Source organism: Clostridium cochlearium, assembly GCF_900187165.1.
Classification (GTDB): domain Bacteria; phylum Bacillota; class Clostridia; order Clostridiales; family Clostridiaceae; genus Clostridium_G; species Clostridium_G cochlearium.
Window position 1 is genome coordinate 1641514 of record NZ_LT906477.1, and the last position, 16515, is coordinate 1658028.

The 16515-nt window shown below is 28.6% G+C and carries 14 protein-coding genes; 5 read left to right on the forward strand and 9 right to left on the reverse strand.

Translation table 11 applies throughout. The features are described from left to right. The first annotated feature begins 148 nt into the window (after nucleotides 1–148). Together CKV72_RS12470 and CKV72_RS12475 are read left to right on the forward strand one after the other, a co-directional pair. Nucleotides 149–703 (forward strand): transposase, encoded by a 555-nt coding sequence (locus tag CKV72_RS12470; protein ID WP_242955721.1) that lies wholly within the window; start codon nucleotides 149–151, stop codon nucleotides 701–703. A gap of 164 nt (nucleotides 704–867) precedes the next feature. After that, nucleotides 868–1293 (forward strand): hypothetical protein, encoded by a 426-nt coding sequence (locus tag CKV72_RS12475; RefSeq protein WP_238021720.1) that lies wholly within the window; start codon nucleotides 868–870, stop codon nucleotides 1291–1293. A gap of 51 nt (nucleotides 1294–1344) precedes the next feature. Here CKV72_RS12475 and CKV72_RS12165 read toward each other — a convergent pair whose 3' ends face one another. From CKV72_RS12165 to CKV72_RS08125, 4 genes are all read right to left on the reverse strand, one after another. Continuing rightward, nucleotides 1345–1494, reverse strand: a complete 150-nt coding sequence (locus tag CKV72_RS12165; protein ID WP_157726562.1) for a hypothetical protein — start codon at nucleotides 1492–1494, stop codon at nucleotides 1345–1347. 1245 nt (nucleotides 1495–2739) lie between these two features. Continuing rightward, nucleotides 2740–3831, reverse strand: a complete 1092-nt coding sequence (locus tag CKV72_RS08115; protein WP_095177990.1) for a Ger(x)C family spore germination protein — start codon at nucleotides 3829–3831, stop codon at nucleotides 2740–2742. After that, the gene (locus CKV72_RS08120; protein WP_095177991.1) at nucleotides 3831–4976 is read right to left on the reverse strand and encodes a GerAB/ArcD/ProY family transporter; all 1146 of its coding nucleotides are present in this window, start codon (nucleotides 4974–4976) and stop codon (nucleotides 3831–3833) included. Before CKV72_RS08120 ends, CKV72_RS08115 begins: the two co-directional genes overlap by 1 nt. Further along, nucleotides 4977–6467, reverse strand: coding sequence for a spore germination protein (locus CKV72_RS08125; protein WP_089868222.1), 1491 nt, complete (start codon nucleotides 6465–6467; stop codon nucleotides 4977–4979). A 202-nt stretch (nucleotides 6468–6669) separates the two neighbouring features. Between CKV72_RS08125 and tnpA the strand changes: the two genes are divergently transcribed. The 3 genes from tnpA (at nucleotide 6670) to CKV72_RS08140 (ending at nucleotide 8944) form a co-directional block, all read left to right on the forward strand. Beyond that, a complete protein-coding gene (gene tnpA, locus CKV72_RS08130) occupies nucleotides 6670–7002 on the forward strand; it encodes an IS66 family insertion sequence element accessory protein TnpA (protein WP_095177364.1) in 333 nt (110 codons plus the stop codon). After that, a complete protein-coding gene (gene tnpB / locus CKV72_RS08135) occupies nucleotides 6996–7346 on the forward strand; it encodes an IS66 family insertion sequence element accessory protein TnpB (RefSeq protein ID WP_095177365.1) in 351 nt (116 codons plus the stop codon). Before tnpA ends, tnpB begins: the two co-directional genes overlap by 7 nt. Before the next feature lie 89 nt (nucleotides 7347–7435). Then, nucleotides 7436–8944: an IS66 family transposase gene (locus CKV72_RS08140; protein ID WP_095177992.1), complete on the forward strand. Its 1509-nt coding sequence runs from the start codon at nucleotides 7436–7438 to the stop codon at nucleotides 8942–8944. A 741-nt stretch (nucleotides 8945–9685) separates the two neighbouring features. Here the strand turns inward: CKV72_RS08140 and dcm are convergent. The 5 genes from dcm to qatB all read right to left on the reverse strand — a co-directional run bounded on the left by dcm (nucleotide 9686) and on the right by qatB (nucleotide 16514). Continuing rightward, nucleotides 9686–10885 (reverse strand): DNA (cytosine-5-)-methyltransferase, encoded by a 1200-nt coding sequence (dcm, locus tag CKV72_RS08145; protein WP_095177993.1) that lies wholly within the window; start codon nucleotides 10883–10885, stop codon nucleotides 9686–9688. A gap of 435 nt (nucleotides 10886–11320) precedes the next feature. Further along, a complete protein-coding gene (locus tag CKV72_RS08150) occupies nucleotides 11321–12451 on the reverse strand; it encodes a phospholipase D-like domain-containing protein (protein ID WP_095177994.1) in 1131 nt (376 codons plus the stop codon). Between the two features lie 1264 nt (nucleotides 12452–13715). Continuing rightward, the gene (gene qatD / locus CKV72_RS08155; RefSeq protein WP_095177995.1) at nucleotides 13716–14447 is read right to left on the reverse strand and encodes a Qat anti-phage system TatD family nuclease QatD; all 732 of its coding nucleotides are present in this window, start codon (nucleotides 14445–14447) and stop codon (nucleotides 13716–13718) included. Beyond that, a complete protein-coding gene (gene qatC, locus CKV72_RS08160; RefSeq protein WP_095177996.1) occupies nucleotides 14440–15744 on the reverse strand; it encodes a Qat anti-phage system QueC-like protein QatC in 1305 nt (434 codons plus the stop codon). The genes qatD and qatC overlap by 8 nt, the downstream gene beginning before the upstream one ends. Beyond that, nucleotides 15741–16514: a Qat anti-phage system associated protein QatB gene (gene qatB, locus CKV72_RS08165; RefSeq protein ID WP_095177997.1), complete on the reverse strand. Its 774-nt coding sequence runs from the start codon at nucleotides 16512–16514 to the stop codon at nucleotides 15741–15743. Before qatB ends, qatC begins: the two co-directional genes overlap by 4 nt. Nucleotide 16515: the final 1 nt, after the last annotated feature.

Genomic DNA, 16515 nt, shown 5'->3' on the forward strand with positions numbered 1-16515 from the left:
CCTCCTTTATTATGCAATTGTTAGTCGCTTGCAAAACCTCAAGCCCGTTAGGGCTCAAGGAATTTCAAGCTTTATCAAAAAGGATTTCCCCCACTCAATGTCGAATTTATATAAATATCACCAAATATAAATTTAAGGAGGAACCCTTGTGATCAATTTAAAAAACCAAATTCATCTTTCTAATATTTATGAAGAAGTCGTAGACTGTTTTGAAGAAGATAAGCCTAAATTTATTAAGCTTTTTGAAAAACATATTAACATGAAAATGTTAATACCTCAAAGTTTTTATAATGCCTACTATTCCTCAACTGGTCGTCCTAGAGATTATTCTCTTTCTTCAATGCTAACCGCATTCATAGTGCAACAAATACTTGGTATCTCTGAAACTGAATTATTTATAAATATATTGAATTTGTCTAAAGAATTAAGATCTCTTTGTAATTTGAATAAAGTGCCTCATGAATCTCAGTTCTCTAGATTTAAATCTAACTTTATTCAACATATTCATAGTTTTTTCAATCATTTAGTTGATATTACTGAACCTATTTGTAAAAAACTTAATTCTGAGTTATCTAAAATAATAATTGCTGATACTACTGGTATTGAAGCTTATGCTAAAGAAAATAATCCTAAATATTTTGAATCTCTTTTAAATACTGGTAAAGTTGCTAAAAAGAAAAATTCAAATATAATTATTTTCTAGGTGATGCTGCTTATGATTGTGATGACAATTATAAATATCTAATTAAAGATTGCAACACAATACCTATTATTCCAATTAATCCTCGTAATTCTTCTGATTTACCACAGCCTAGCGGCTTTACTGATAATGGAGTTCCCTTATGTCCGAAGGACTCTTCTCTTCCAATGAAATTTGATGGAGTTACAAGAGAAAAAGGACGTTCTATGCGAGTTAAATGGCTTTGCCCTAAATCTAAAAAAGTACGAATTAATGGTAAAACTAAGTATATACTTTCCTGTGAAAATCCATGTACATCTTCACCTTGTGGAAGAATATATCATCCAACCATCAATAAAGACTTTAGACTTAATTGTCCTCTTCCTCGAAATACAGAAAAATGGAATAACTTATATAAAATCAGAACTATTACTGAAAGAACCAACAATATTATTAAACACCCATTAGGTCTATCGACCTTAAAAATTAATAAGACGGATTCTTTAAAAGCTGAATTATTATTAGCAGGTATAACCCAATTAATTACTGTAATTATTAGCTATAAAATTAATAATAAAAATAAGATACTCTCAATAAAATCATTAATTGCTTAATCTATAGTTTGTTTTTTTAAAAATTTAATATTTATAATTTAAGGTGAGTATTTAATTTTTTAAATCATTAGTTTTGCAATCAACTAAGTTAAAATAATTATTGATGACTATACCACTTCTTCTTGGCTGAAAATTTGGAACCATAACCATTAGCTGCTCTATTCCCTCCAATGATGTACCATACATAAATAATTTTGACATTGTTCTCAATCCTTTCTTTTCTGTTTTTAGGCATAAAAAATGGCGAAGTTCTTTGGTCACTTAGTTGACCTAAAACTTTGCCATCTTACAATCTGTATTTAGTTTTGAATTATATAAAAATAGATGTATTAGAATCTTTTATATTCTAATACATCTATAATTTCCATTTTAAATTTGTCTAAGTATTTTCTTATTAGTTGCACATAATAATAATAATAATAATGCGAATCTAGATTTGGCTATAATGCTTTCTATATAAAATTTTTGTTATTATAAAATGTGGACTACTAGTTATTATAAAAACAATCGAAAGCATTATTCTAATAGCTAGACTAAATTCCATAAAATTAAGAGAAATAATAAAGGATATGAAGATTAAAAAAGTTTGTATTAATAATATTAATTTATTATTTATAGTTTCTACACTTCCCAATATATTGCCTAATAAATGTATTAGTGAATATGAAAAAATAAAAAATGCTGGTAAAAATAATAATAAAGTCAAATCTGTAAACAGAGGGAATTCATTATTTATATAATTGGGATATAATTTTATCATTAAGAAAATAGGAATAAAAAAAGATATAATAATCCAAAAAGGATATATCATACTTTGAATTTTCTTCATAAATTCCTCCTTGATTATGACGTATAATTCCACTAATCTTCATCTTCAGTATATCATTAACCTACCATAGTATCAATCAAATTTAACCATTTACTCTTCCTATATCCCCACTTATCCAATGTCATCTGTCAAATGCCCTATTTTTAAGGGTCAAAAAAGGGTGATTTTTCACCGATTTTTGACCCAAATTTCGCCCTCAAACCACTACATGTTGTGGCCAAACCTTCTTATTCGCCCTCTGAACCACAATACGTCATCAGAATTGCTGCCTCAACGTGGCTCGAGAGGACAGAATGAATGTCTTTCGAACTGTCTGTTCTCGGAAACATATCCACAGCATTTTTATTGCTATCGGTATGTGGAAACATGTCGACATAAAAATATGCAGACATTTTCTTAGTATTTTGCCTGAAACAATCTTTCTCATCTTTTTATTGGAGAAATTCCTATCTAAATATTTTTCTTCACCAGTTTGCACAATCGTTTCACATAAGGATGCTTTTAAAATCTATAAGGCAAGAAAAAATAGAGTTTCCTACACTATTTGCATTTAACATTAGTTTTGTGTGGCTATCGTCATTAAAAAGTATTTACCAGCCTTTTCATTTACAATAATTTTACTTGTTTTTAGTACATTTCGATACACCCAAATCATCAAAAGTCATTTCAAATTGAATATTAAATTCTAGACTACTCCATTTATCTTTCCATGTATCTCCGTTGAATGGTTTTTGTGTTAAGGTTTTTGTATAACGACCAATACCTAGACAATCGCTATTAGCCTTTTGAAGTTTATTGACCAATTCTTTTGCTTCTTGCTCCAAGGAAGATTGAATTCTATCTTCCAGTTTCAGATAATTCTCTTGTATATCAGATTTCATCGCATATTTGTATTCTCCGAGGTGAGACGATAATTTTACAGATACATTAACATCATTATAAGAATTTGAAAAGTCTATCTTTGTGGTAGTTTTTGTGTTTAATAAAGTTATGTCACATATGGTGACAGGTAGCACTTTATGATATTTTACTAAGGGGTGTAAAAGCCTAAAAATGCGTTCTTCTTTAAGTGTCAAAGTATCTGTCAATGCATCATTGTTAAATACTGCAATACCTGAGTAAACCAATTTATTATTTTGTATTTTGTAGAAGGGCAGATAAGGGTCTTCATATGCAGAATAGTAACTCTTTAGAAAGTAATGCAGGTTTTGTGTTAAGATTTCTCCTTGAGATTCATTAAAATTCATTTTTTCATAGAGAAATATATCTATATTTTCCTTAAGTGTAGTATTTAAAAAACTTTCCATATCACCTTCCACTACCGCTAAATAAAGTCTCTGAGAAATGGAAGGGTCCCTAAAAAAAGTATTGATAACATCAAAAAGTCCCTGTTCTGCTATTTTCTTATCGATAAATACTATCCTCAATTGACCAGTTTTTACTTCTCTAAAATAGTTTGCATTTAATTTCAATATTGCACCTGTCAAGGTTCTGTCTTCTGATTTTATAATTTTCCTTTCTTCTTTTTTTATAGGAGGTACAATTGTAGTGACCTCTATATTGTCGTCATCAGTTGGTCGAATATAAAATAAAACCGAAGGTGCTATATTCTCAATGTAATTTTTGTTAGGTATCCTATGTTTTGTACAACCGGTCAAAAATAAACACACTATCATAGTAAATATAAAATATCGCTTTAAAAATGACATTATTTTACCCTCCGTGACTTAGCTAAAATTGCAATGAATATTATAGCTGGGATTGAAGTGTAAGTAAATACGGATAAGTATAATAGAACATCGTCCCAAAAGAGTGCTTGAATTTCAGTTGTAAAAAGCTTTAAGATAAAAAAAATACAGGCGAATGTAAAAAAAGAGCTTGTCATAAAAAATGCAAGTGTGGTTTCTTTTGGTATTTTCTTGCTTCCCGTAATATAAACAATAGCCTTAAAAGAAGAAAGTAGAATTACAGCAAGGGAAAGAGTAAAATTTACCATAAGAACCGGCAGGGTAATCATTTCAATTCTTTGTATGAATTGAAATTGCAAAAAGTTAATCATATTAATATAACTATGTTGAACATAAGGTAAAAAATCGGATCCATAAAAGATAAATGTACCAAGAAAAAAAGCTACATACTCAATAATAGTCATTAAATTTCCAATAAACATGGATTTGTGAATGTTTACATCAGAACGAATATACGGTCCAATTAAGATAAGATATTCAGGACCGCTAAAGAACCCCCATATTAACAGCATAGAGTTAAGAAAATTAGAATTAAATACATTTCCAAACAACGGAAATATATCTTGAATGCTAACAAAAGCATTAAACATTAATAGTATGTACAACAATAAAATCCCAACAGAAAAAACAAATGCAATAACTGAAAATTTCAAAGCATTTGAAAAACCTTTACTTGCCAAATAGACGCTTGAAATGATTAAAACAAGTACTAGAGTTAGTTTCCGGTGTTGTGTCATAAGATATTTGTGTAGTAGATAAACATAGTAGGAACTAGCAATAATGAATTTTATGAGCATACAACACAACAAAACAAACAAAAAGATTTTAGTAAATACATTTCCAAACAAGTCAAATATACCGATAACACCCTTTTTTCCCATGTTACTTGAAAGCCATCTAGACAATATGTAAATGTAAAGTTGAGAAATCACCCCGCCAAGAATAATAAGCCATACCATATGAGGATATTGTAATCTTTCAGTTGAAAATATAATAAGATTAATTATTTGCAATCTATTTGTCAGTAAGGCAAGCATAACAGAATCAATTTTATGCTTGCTTGAAAAATAAGATTTATTTGAATTGATAATATTAACACTATCCATCTATTTTATGTTCTCCTTTCGTCTAGAGGTTCTATTTTTATTTTGTGTATGCAGATATTCTGGTCTTGTTTTCATATATTGTATAGGTGAACGAATAATAATATCCTTCCAGTCTTTTGAATAAAAGGGGGCTAGGGGAGCAATATAAGGGCGATCTAAAGAAGTAAGTGAATTCAAGTGAATTCCTAGAAAGAGTAATCCAAGAATGATACCAAAAGACCCCCACAAGCCAGCTAATCCAATAAATATGAATTGGATTAGTTTACTAGAGTTTGTCATTAAATAGTTAGGAACAAGAAACGAAGCCAATCCGGAAATAGCTATGCAAACAACCAGAACAGGACTAGCGATTCCACTCTCTATTGCAGCTTGACCTATTACTATACCCCCAATGACTCCAAGACTTGGTCCTATTTTTGAAGGCATTCTTAAACTACCTTCTTTTAGAATTTCTAGTGTTAAAGACATTAGAAAAGCTTCAATCACTGGGTTAAATGGCACATCACTCCGGTAGGTTAGTACGATTATCAATGATTGGAGCGGAAGCATCTCATAATTATACGTAGTTATTGCTACGTAAGCTGGAACTAATAACAAAGTAATTAAAAAAGCAATAAACCGAATAGTTCTTAAAAAAGAGCCTACTAGCCACCGATGTACATAGTCTTCTGGAGATTGAAATAATTCAAAAAAAGTTATAGGTGCAACTATAACAAAAGGAGTTCCGTCCAAGATAAGTGATATCTTACCTGATGAAAGAGCTGAAACAATAACATCAGGTCTATCACTTAACTGGTATTGCGGAAAGAGGCTGTTTTTATTATCATCTAAAAATGAAGTTATGTCAGACGTATTTAAAAAAACATCATAATCGATATTTCTAATTTTTTCTTCCATTGTTATTAATATTTCAGAATCTACTAGACCATCTATATAAATTAAATAAAGCTTTGTTTTACTCATAGAACCTATTGTAAAGTCTTTGCATTTTAATTGTGCAATAGGTAGTCTTCTTCGAATAAGTGTTATATTTTGATCAATTTGTTCAACAAAGCTATCCTTTGGCCCATATAAAATACTTTCCTGCTCAGATGTATCAATAGAACGACTCAAATCCCTAGGAATTACTATACTCCAATACTTTTCTTGGACTATATCTTCAATCAATATTGAGCCAGTTAGTAAATTCTCCATTGCCTTATGTAAAGTATCTATTTCTGTTACTTCTATAGAACCAATGCTTAAAGGGACACTACCTTTGTTTCCGTGTAATAATGGCAAAATCACAGTTAAATTTAATTGGTCAACATTGATTAAGGATTTTAAAAAGTAAAGAGTATATTCGTTACCACCAGGTGTGTTTAAATTTATCTTGTTGAAATCAGCCATGTTAGAAAACAGGTTTTCTATTGTTTCAGCTGATAGATTCTCGGTGACGCTATCTGAAGTTGATTTTTTATTTGAACTTAAACCATTTCTTCTAAAAGTCATTTTCAAAGGCTCCTATTATTTGTATTTTTACTAACTATATTTTTAGGTTTCCCAATAAATTATAATATATTCTCCTAATTAGATTATAACAAGATTCTCCATAAAGATGTTGTAAAAGTGTAAGCGTCAAAAATTAAGTATCTAGAAAACATACCCTCCCATTGATAAACTTAAGTAAAAGATTATCAATGGGAGGTTACTTATGTATAAAAAATTAGATAATGATGCTTGGGAGGAATATTTAAATAAATTTAACTCTGTTAAAGATACAATAACAGTGAAAGATTTCTGTGCTGAGAATAACCTTAATAAGAGTCAATTTTATTACCATAAAAAAAGAGTAGAAAAGGCAATTGAAAGTAAAGAACCTGTTTTTCAGCCTATTTCTTTGAATAGTAAAGTTGATAATACTAAAGAAAATAAATCTACATTAAAAGAAGTAAAAATTAATGTAGGCAATGCTAATATCCTTATTCCTGTTAGCGAAGCTACTTTAATAACAGCAATAATTAAGGAGTTAATTCTAAAATGTTAAATATAGATAAGGTAGAAAAAGTCTATCTTGCCTGCGGTTATACGGATTTAAGAAAAAGTATTGATGGTTTAGTTATGATAGTGCAAAACCAATTTAAGTTAGATCCTTTTGATAAAGCACTATTTGTTTTTTGCAACAAGAAAATGGATAAATTAAAAATTCTTCACTTTGACGAAGGTTTTTGGCTATATTATCACCGTTTAGAAGCTAATCGCTTCAAATGGCCAGCGACAGCTGCCGATGCATTAAAGATTAATATTGATGAATTACGTTGGCTTTTAAAAGGCTATGAAGTAAGAACAAAATCTAAATTTAAACCTGTAAAAGCAAGTAACTATTATTAAAAAAATATCAACTTTGAACCCTTGAAGTATAGTAATTTCAAGGGTTTTGTGGTATAATAGAAATATCAAATAAAGCTAAAGGGGTAACTATGAGTCACGAATTTTTAACTAATGAGCTTGATGAAAATACAAAAGCATTAATTGAAAAAATGGAAAATGAAATTAATGAAAAAGATAAAGAATTAAGCTCAAAAGATGAAGAAATAAGAAAACTTAAAAATGAATTAGAATTCTTAAAAGGTGTTATATCTAATAGAAATAGAAAGATATTTGGAGCATCCAGTGAACAAGTAGATGTTAATCAATTATCTTTTTTTAACGAGGCTGAAAAATATAGTGATTCAAAGGTAGAAGAACCTACTTTAGAGGAAATTACATATAAAAGAGCTAAGAAAAGCAATTATACTGGAAAGAAAGACAATTTAGCTAATTTAGAAAGAGTTGTTGTTGAACATAAATTAGAAGGTGAGGATCTTAACTGCAGAGAATGTGGTGAAGAGCTTACTCCTATCGGAGTTAAATCTAGAAAAGAGATTGTTAAATACATTCCTGCTAAATTAATAATTGAGGAGCATGTTATTTATAGCTACGCTTGTAAAACATGCGAAAGAGCCACTGGTGAAAGTAAAATAGTTTCACCAGAAGCCCCTAAAACAATTTTTTATAATAGCATGGCCTCAAATGAGTTAATTGCACATACTCTAATACTTAAATATCAACATGCAATGCCACTATATAGGCAAGAAACTTACTTTGATATGATGGGAGCTACTCTTTTAAGGCAAACTCTATGCAATTGGACTATGTCTGCAGCAGATGCTTTAGAGCCGATATATAACCATATGAAAAAAGAATTGCTTAGCCGTAATTACATTCATGCTGATGAAACTACTCTTAAAGTAATTAATGGAGATTTTAAAGGTTTTCTCCAAACGGATGGATATAATGGATACAATTCCGTTAGCGGAGCTACAAGGGTATATTGCTTGGCTCACATAAGAAGATATTTTCATAATATAATAGTAGATTTAGATGAAGAAGCCCTAAAAAATTCTAGAGCAATAATAGGGTTTAATTATTGTGAGCAAATTTATAAACTTGAAAAAGAACTTAGAGAATCTTATTCAAATGATGAAAATTATTATGATATTAGATTTAAAATAAGAACTGAGAAACTAGCTCCAATTATAGATAACTTTATTGATTATGTTGAAAGAGAAATAAAAGATGCTCTTCCAAGAAGTCCGTTAGGTAAGGCACTTGAGTATGCTAAAAAGCATTTACCAGGATTAAAAAATGTATTATTAGATGGTTCTCTAGAAGTTGATAATAATGCTGCGGAAAGAGCAATTAAGCCTTTCGTTATAGGAAGAAAAAATTTCTTATTTGCTAACACTGCTAAGGGTGCAACTGCAAGTAGCAATATTTATAGTATTGTTGAAACTGCCAAGGCTAATAATTTAGTTGTAGAAAGGTACTTGGTTTATCTGTTTGATAATCTATTAAAGATAGATATAACGGATAGCGAAAGTCTAGAGAATCTCATGCCTTGGTCTGATAAGATCCCTAAAAATATGAAAATTAAAGAAAAGAAATAAAATTAATCCTAGTAAAGCTTGTATTGCCTTACTAGAATATTTTAATACTATTTTTGAAATTATTGAAGACGCTAAAACTTTGACGCTTACGTCTCCTCAACCTCAATAATAAATCTAATCTGTCAACTCGACCCTATAGCTTTCAGGGTAGTTGATATGTTTCATCAAAGAATAAAAATAAGGGTTTCCCGACATTAACATCCACGGCAAAGTTGCCGAGAGAAAATGCAATGTCAGGAAACCCTTTATTTATCAGTGTTTTGAATACCCCTACTTCTCAACCCTTGACATCAATACTACGGACTCAACGTGCGGTGTTTATTTAACCATATTACCAAAGTATATTTTTTTATATCAAAATATACTTTGGTTTCATTTCAGAACAGTAACATGTGAGATTATAAAAATTTTATCGTAACTTTTTATAACTTCTAAAATTTTATAATAACTCATGCATTGATGTAAGAATAGCGGAAAATTTAATACTTCCGCTATTTTCTTTTAACCTTAGATATCAACTATTTCAAACTTATATCTATATTAATAAAATAATAAATATCTTATCTAACTATTTATCTTTTCTATTATTATATGTAAGTTACTTCTAACTGTAATTTATTAAAGTAACATTAATTTTCCTTATTAGGTAACATAAGGGTAGCAAAATTTTTTGCCACCCTTAATTATAATTTAAAGTTGTTAAAATATTTTACTTTAAACTTTTATGATTCAACCCAATATTCAAATAAGAACCTCTAAAATTTTCTCAGCAATAAATGTTATTAACGGTACTGTCACTGCATTTCCAGCTTGTTTATAAAGCCTTCCATCAGATAAGTTTGCTGGTAATATATAATTAGTTCCACCTTCAATTAATGGAATATCTTCATATCCTACTGGAAAGCCTTGAAGTTTAAATGCTTCTGCTGGAGTTATTTTTCTTATACCATCATTGACTCTTATTAAGGGAACATTATGACCTCCTGTTCCCATATTAGCAGTTAAAGTAGGACAAACTCCATTCATGTTTCTACGAACATACATACCTCTTCGAATCTGATAAAATTGATACATATATGTTATTTGTTCATCTAAATTAATTCTGATTTCTTTTCTTTCTTCTACGGGTATTTGCAAGTATTCTTCTTCAGTTAAAAAATAGTGTGGATATTTTTCTCGTTTATAATAATATTTTTCTAAATCATTAAAGTTCAAATTATAGTCAATTATAGCATTAATCTGATTTCTTCTATCATCAGCTGTAAAATTATTTTTATATTCATTCAGATGAATATATCTTCCATTTTCATCTTTATCAAATATAGTAAATCTATCAGCATCTTCTTCATTTAAAAAACATACAATAAATATTCTCTCTCTATTTTGAGGTATATTAGTAAAATCCATTGTATTTAACACAGCTTCTTTAACTGTATATCCTATTCTTATAAGCTCTCTTTTTATAACTTCATAAGTCTTTCCACCATCATGACTTTGAAGATTTTTAACATTTTCCAAAAATAACACCCTAGGTTTTTCACCGTGTGTATTATTTATTAAATTTACAAGATCAATAATGCTCCAAAATAAGTTCCCTCTATGATCATCAAATCCCTTTCTCTTTCCTGCTATACTAAAAGCCTGACAAGGAAAACCACCTGTTAAAATATCTATTTGATGATCTAATATCTGCCATCTCTTTGTTTCATAAAGTTCTCTTTCTAACTCATCAATACATCTATCTAAATTAACTATTTTTTCTATATCCCCTACAATAAGATTATGATTAAAATTAGTTCTATATGTGACTGCTGCATATTCATCTATTTCATTTGCCCATACAAGCTCATATCCATTATCTCCATTTTCATCAACAGCATTTTTGAATCCTAAACATATTCCTCCAACTCCTGCAAATAAACTTCCTACCCTAAATGGCATTAGCTCTTATTCTCCTCTCTTTAGTACATATAATTCTTATCTAAATAGTAATTATAGCATACTACGAATAAAAAAGCAGCTTTTTGAATACTTTAAATTCTTGAATAAATAGTTTTATTATGAACCAACTAATGCTAAACTAAATTATTATATTAATTGAGGTGATTATAATAGACGAAGCTAATATAATTCAATTCAAGTATTCATTATAAAGCTACTATTAAATATCTTAGAATAATTTTATTAAATTAAGCAAGCAATAAAATCATATTTTACAGATATTTATTGCTTGTTTAATGGGTCAGTTTTATTCGAAAAAGTGGGTAATTTTATTTCACAATCTATAGCAAAACTTGTATCTTTAGAAATACATTTTACCAAGCTATTATATTTTTGTTTTTTCCTTTTTTATTTTAAACTTTATATTACACCTTTTTACTTATTTTGATCTACAAATTCATCATAAGACCCTATAGCTGTGAAATCTATTGTAAAATTATTATCATCTAACTTATATATAACTACAGAATCAAGTCCTAATTCTTGCAACTTATTATATGTTAATAATTCCCCTTCTTTTAATCTCATTACTTCTCTTAAAATCCATTCGCCAAGCTCCTTGTTAGGATTTGACATAAGAGCCTTTGACCCATCTTGGCAAACTTTTGCACTCATATTTTTGCCATTAGGAAGTTTAAGGTTAAAACTTATATCCCTTGGCGGAAAGAACCCCGGAAACTTCTTATGTATCAAAGAAGGAATTGGTATATAAACTTCATTATAGTCTCTTGCCCTTCCTCTTGCATTCCATTGATTAAGTCCACTTCTTTCAGGTACATTTCTTACTCCCTTATCAGAGAATAACGGAAGATATATATGAGGATGTTGCTTTATAGGTGCAAATATGAGCTTTTCCGAACAATTTTCTAATAAAATATTTTCTAAATATATATATGGATCTTCTATAATATTAACTTTAAAATCTAAGATTATATTCTTAGTAATAAATCTTTTGTAAAGGGTACTTTTTGACATATTAAAACTATACTCATTTTTATTATCTTCAAAGGATAGCACATGTTCCTTAATTTTTATATTCTTTATTTTATCTACATCTATTTTATCCATGGGACATTCAAAAACCATTATCCTTTCAACATCTCTAACTACACAATGGTATATTAATTGTTCTAGCCCATGAATCCTTTTAGTAGCTTCTAATCTCTCATTCCTTAATCTAGATACAGTTTTAATTATCTCTTTAGGGTTTTTATCTCTATATAATTCCAAATCACTGTTAAACTCCGCTATCTTTTGTAATGTCTTTCCATTACCATTTAAAAATGTTTTAATCCCTATTCCTATCTTATCTTTCGATGCGTCTGCTGAGCAATCTGAACGTGATAGATTTTCAGCATTAAAAACTTTACAAAATATATTTTCAACAGCTCTATACCCTAAATAAGGAGATGAACTCTCTGAAAATAAATTTGAAAGTGATCCCATTAATTTTAGTGTATTTTGATATTTTTTCATTACTTCTTCACCTTGAATATTGGTAAACATATTTCCACTCCTTCTCATTATTTTTTATAAAAAAACTCCTGTGAAATTTAAATTAGCTTGTCCTTTTTTCATCATACATTTTAGAAAATTCTTTTACCAAATTAATAAACCTATCACCTCTCCTTATTCTAGAACCCATAAATTCATAACCCACTTAATCACCTCTTATTTCTTTCATTACCTAAATTATACTATCACTTTTAAACTAAAAAATAGAAACTAGGTCACTAAAAGCAACTTAATCTCTATTTTTTATAAAATTAAGGAAACATATTTACTAATACAATTCATATTACTATAAAACTGTAATCATATAGAGTGAAGAAAAGACATACTATTGCCAAAGTAGCCCTTTCCTCCTGTCCCTATCTCCTTTCTAAAGAGCATTGGGTTCCTTACTTTTTTATTGTCATACTCTTAAGTAGGCGTAACGAACCTTCTTAGTATTCCTCTAGGGTCTATCCAACTTCGCTAAACAATGCGTTTCTAAAAATTAAACAAGCCATTAAAGCTAGTATAACTTCTAGAAACTTATGTTTAGCTAAATTGGATTAGAATAATCTTAATGGAGGCTCCCTCCAAACCTCCTTGAAGTATTCCTTTTCTGTCTTATAAAAAAGGTAGAAAACCAACAAGTTTTATTACATTATAAAATCTAGCAAGACTTGTCATAACATCATATATTCCAACCACTTATAACTAATACTATTAAAAACTATTATCAAATTTCATATATATTGCTATTGCTGTTATTACTATACATACTATTTTTCATTTCATACCTTTACGCATTAATAGGTAGATACACCTTTTATTCGGTCACTTATTCTGGTATTCCTCTTAAGCATAAAATCCTACCTCTTTTAAAAACTTTCTCCTTTTCAGGCTCTGAATACTCTGTGCCAGCTACATATGGAAACTCATATATCAAATTAATATTGACTAGCTTCTGCAATCGCTAAGCACCGCTAGCATCTATACAAGTTGTCCTGTATTAATTGAGATACAAGCTTGTTCATGCGATAAATTCTACTGTGAATTTTAATGTTTATTGAAACTATAGGTAGATGTTAGATTTTTCTCAGTAATTATACTTCTTCTAATTTATTATAAAATATAGGGTAGATTAATAAATTATAATGATATAGTTTTACCTGCACATTATATGCATAATGGGAAGATGCTATTCTTACATATTTGTTACCGATAGAGTTTATACTTGACTATTAGTATTATCAACTCCCTAATATTTTCTATAAATATTTTAAACATTTATCGCATCCTTAAAATTTTCCTTAAGCTGATGCATCATATCTACTTTTTCTAACTTATGAATATTAGCTAATTTATTAACAATACTATCTATAAACTCCAGTGAATATGTTTTATTTCTTTTTATAAAAGGAGCATCACTTTCTATTAGTAATTTGCAAATAGGAATATTTTTTATAAGCCTTTTTTTCTTTTCAGTATTAATCATATTTTCATTTATCGAAAAATAATACCCATTTTCTATAGATTTATTTAACTCAATTTCATTTCCCGAAAACCAATGCATTATAATAGTTCCATTAAATTTTCCTATTATGTTGTTTACATCATCAACAGCTAATCTACTATGAACACTAAGTACTTTATTTCCTTCTCTTTTGCATGAGTGAATAATTTTTTTAAATACTCTCTTTTGAGCACTAATATTAGCTTGATTTTTAACCTTATAATCCAACCCTATCTCACCTATATATTTGGCATCTTTTAAACTCTCTAAAAATACGTTTATCTGGCTTTCATAGTCGTACACTAATTCTGGATGAAATCCTAATGCAAACCTTATATATTTAAAATCCCTATACTTACTAGTATATTTATCATACAACACAGGCAAGTTAGTCATTGCTATTGTATAAGATTTTTCTTTTTCAATATAATCTATAGTAAGTTCTCTATTTTCAAATAAATCTAAATGCATATGTGTATCAAATTTAAAATTATTCATTATATTCCCCCAAAAATTTCTTCAATTCTAAAATACCTCTTATATATAGTTCAGTAAAATCATTTATTTTATCAGTAATTGGACCAGATTTTTGAATTGTTAAAAATGCATACTTAGGGTTAAACTTGCTAATTCCAAGATTATATGAATTTAAATTCATTCTTGCAGTCTTTCCACTGCTATAGTTAATATCTCTATATATAGTTTTATCTTCAAAATTTGCCTTCTTCATAGCAGCACGCCTTATAGTGCAAGGCAAACAATATCCACAATGACAAGAAACTTTCTCCCCCTTCATTCTTCCAATGTCCGGATGAGAGCAAGACATAGTATTTGTAATATTATCTTTCAAAAATTGTTGATCCTTACAATTTATAATCATTTCACCTTTTGTCATAAACTGATATGGATTTGTTATTCTAACATTAATCCCCATATTATCCAATAATGATTGCAATAAATATAAATAATATGGATGTGTAGTTCTTGTACTACTTGTACCAAACCTTGAATTCGTAAGTGGAATATTTAGAGATATAACTCCATTTTCTGGTATAATAAGTTCTACATTTTCTTGCATACTAGTTGCTATTGAAATAGCATGTGCAAAAAACATTAATGATCTAGTTCTTGTACTATCTTCTACTCCCTTCTTAGCTACTGCATAGAAACTATAATAATCTGATTCTCTTATTTTATACTTTCTTATAAATTTACTTCTCAAAATATCTTGATATTCTTTTGTTCCTTTACCGCCACCATAATGACTAACAAATAATATATTGTTATTATTTGTTAAATTAAGTAAATCTATTGATCCAATAAAAGAATCCAATCCCCCTGAAAACATACATATCTTCTTATATATCTTCTTATATATCTTCTTGTCTTCTTTTAAGTTTAATATTTTATCTCGCTTGTCCAACTCAAACTTCGTTAGATCTCTTTTTCTAAACTCTACTCTCCAAATATCACCACTTAAAAAGTTTAATAATTTTTGAACTACTTCTATATTTTGATTCCATTTTTCTATTTCTAATACTGGTATATATGCTTTTATCTCTCTACTCCAACAATCTTTTCCTAATTTTCTCTGAATAATCCTATCAATACCAAATACGAATAATGAAATATATAAAATATCTAAACCTTCATTACTTATAAAATTGGGTATATTTTTAACTTCATTCCAAAATGTATACCTAAAGACATCATCATTATCAATATTTAAATCAATAAACTCATCCTCTATAAAAAAATCATCATCCATTGACAGTTTACATATAATATTATTCATAGTGTTCCTCCTAAAACATCGTAGCATTCAAAATAAAGTGAGTTAACTATATCTTTTATATTATTTTTACTGAAACTGTTGATATTCACCTTCAACTCATTGTACGTAATATCAACAGTACTTTTTATGTATTCCTTAAATTCATTTTCTATTTCTACACTCTTATTTGAGTCATTAGAATATTCTTCAAATCTACTTTCTAGATCATTTAACATCTTCCCCCAAATATAAGATGATATATATTTACACATTAGTACATCAAAAATTTCTTCATTCATTGACTCTAAACAGGATATATCCATATTATTGTCTTCTATAAATAAATATAAATTTGATAATGTTTCTATAGTTGCATCTTTTGCAACTATTTCTTCCTTTTCATCAGAAGAAAAAGATATTACATTAACAAGTTCCGATAATACTTCCTGAATGTCTCTTCCGCGATATTCTATATTTAGCTCTTTAAAAGTCTTATTTAAACCATTTTGTTTTATATTAGAAAAAAGTTGTCCTAAATTTACTGTGGATTTAATACCTGCTTTTGAGTTTTGTGTGGAACTTTTAGCTCCACCTGATGCCTTTATATAATTTTTAACTACACCTTTTAAATTGTTATTACTTCCTGTAATATACTGAGATATTAATTTTTTTGTATTTTTCCACGGTTCTTCTGAAATGTTATCTTGATCCTCATTATTCAAATCATCATAATCAGAAGGCAACAAATTTTTTTTATCTATTGGTCCTCCATAAATACTCGATGTCCCCATA

What these genes read in the sequence shown, in the direction of transcription:
- qatB (WP_095177997.1), bottom strand. Translation starts at nt 16,514, where the DNA reads ATGGGGACATCGAGTATTTATGGAGGACCAATAGATAAAAAAAATTTG.
- CKV72_RS08115 (WP_095177990.1), bottom strand. Translation starts at nt 3,831, where the DNA reads ATGTCATTTTTAAAGCGATATTTTATATTTACTATGATAGTGTGTTTA.
- CKV72_RS08125 (WP_089868222.1), bottom strand. Translation starts at nt 6,467, where the DNA reads ATGACTTTTAGAAGAAATGGTTTAAGTTCAAATAAAAAATCAACTTCA.
- CKV72_RS12475 (WP_238021720.1), top strand. Translation starts at nt 868, where the DNA reads ATGAAATTTGATGGAGTTACAAGAGAAAAAGGACGTTCTATGCGAGTT.
- CKV72_RS08120 (WP_095177991.1), bottom strand. Translation starts at nt 4,976, where the DNA reads ATGGATAGTGTTAATATTATCAATTCAAATAAATCTTATTTTTCAAGC.
- CKV72_RS08150 (WP_095177994.1), bottom strand. Translation starts at nt 12,451, where the DNA reads ATGTTTACCAATATTCAAGGTGAAGAAGTAATGAAAAAATATCAAAAT.
- CKV72_RS08140 (WP_095177992.1), top strand. Translation starts at nt 7,436, where the DNA reads ATGAGTCACGAATTTTTAACTAATGAGCTTGATGAAAATACAAAAGCA.
- dcm (WP_095177993.1), bottom strand. Translation starts at nt 10,885, where the DNA reads ATGCCATTTAGGGTAGGAAGTTTATTTGCAGGAGTTGGAGGAATATGT.
- tnpA (WP_095177364.1), top strand. Translation starts at nt 6,670, where the DNA reads ATGTATAAAAAATTAGATAATGATGCTTGGGAGGAATATTTAAATAAA.
- qatD (WP_095177995.1), bottom strand. Translation starts at nt 14,447, where the DNA reads ATGAATAATTTTAAATTTGATACACATATGCATTTAGATTTATTTGAA.
- qatC (WP_095177996.1), bottom strand. Translation starts at nt 15,744, where the DNA reads ATGAATAATATTATATGTAAACTGTCAATGGATGATGATTTTTTTATA.
- CKV72_RS12165 (WP_157726562.1), bottom strand. Translation starts at nt 1,494, where the DNA reads ATGTCAAAATTATTTATGTATGGTACATCATTGGAGGGAATAGAGCAG.
- tnpB (WP_095177365.1), top strand. Translation starts at nt 6,996, where the DNA reads ATGTTAAATATAGATAAGGTAGAAAAAGTCTATCTTGCCTGCGGTTAT.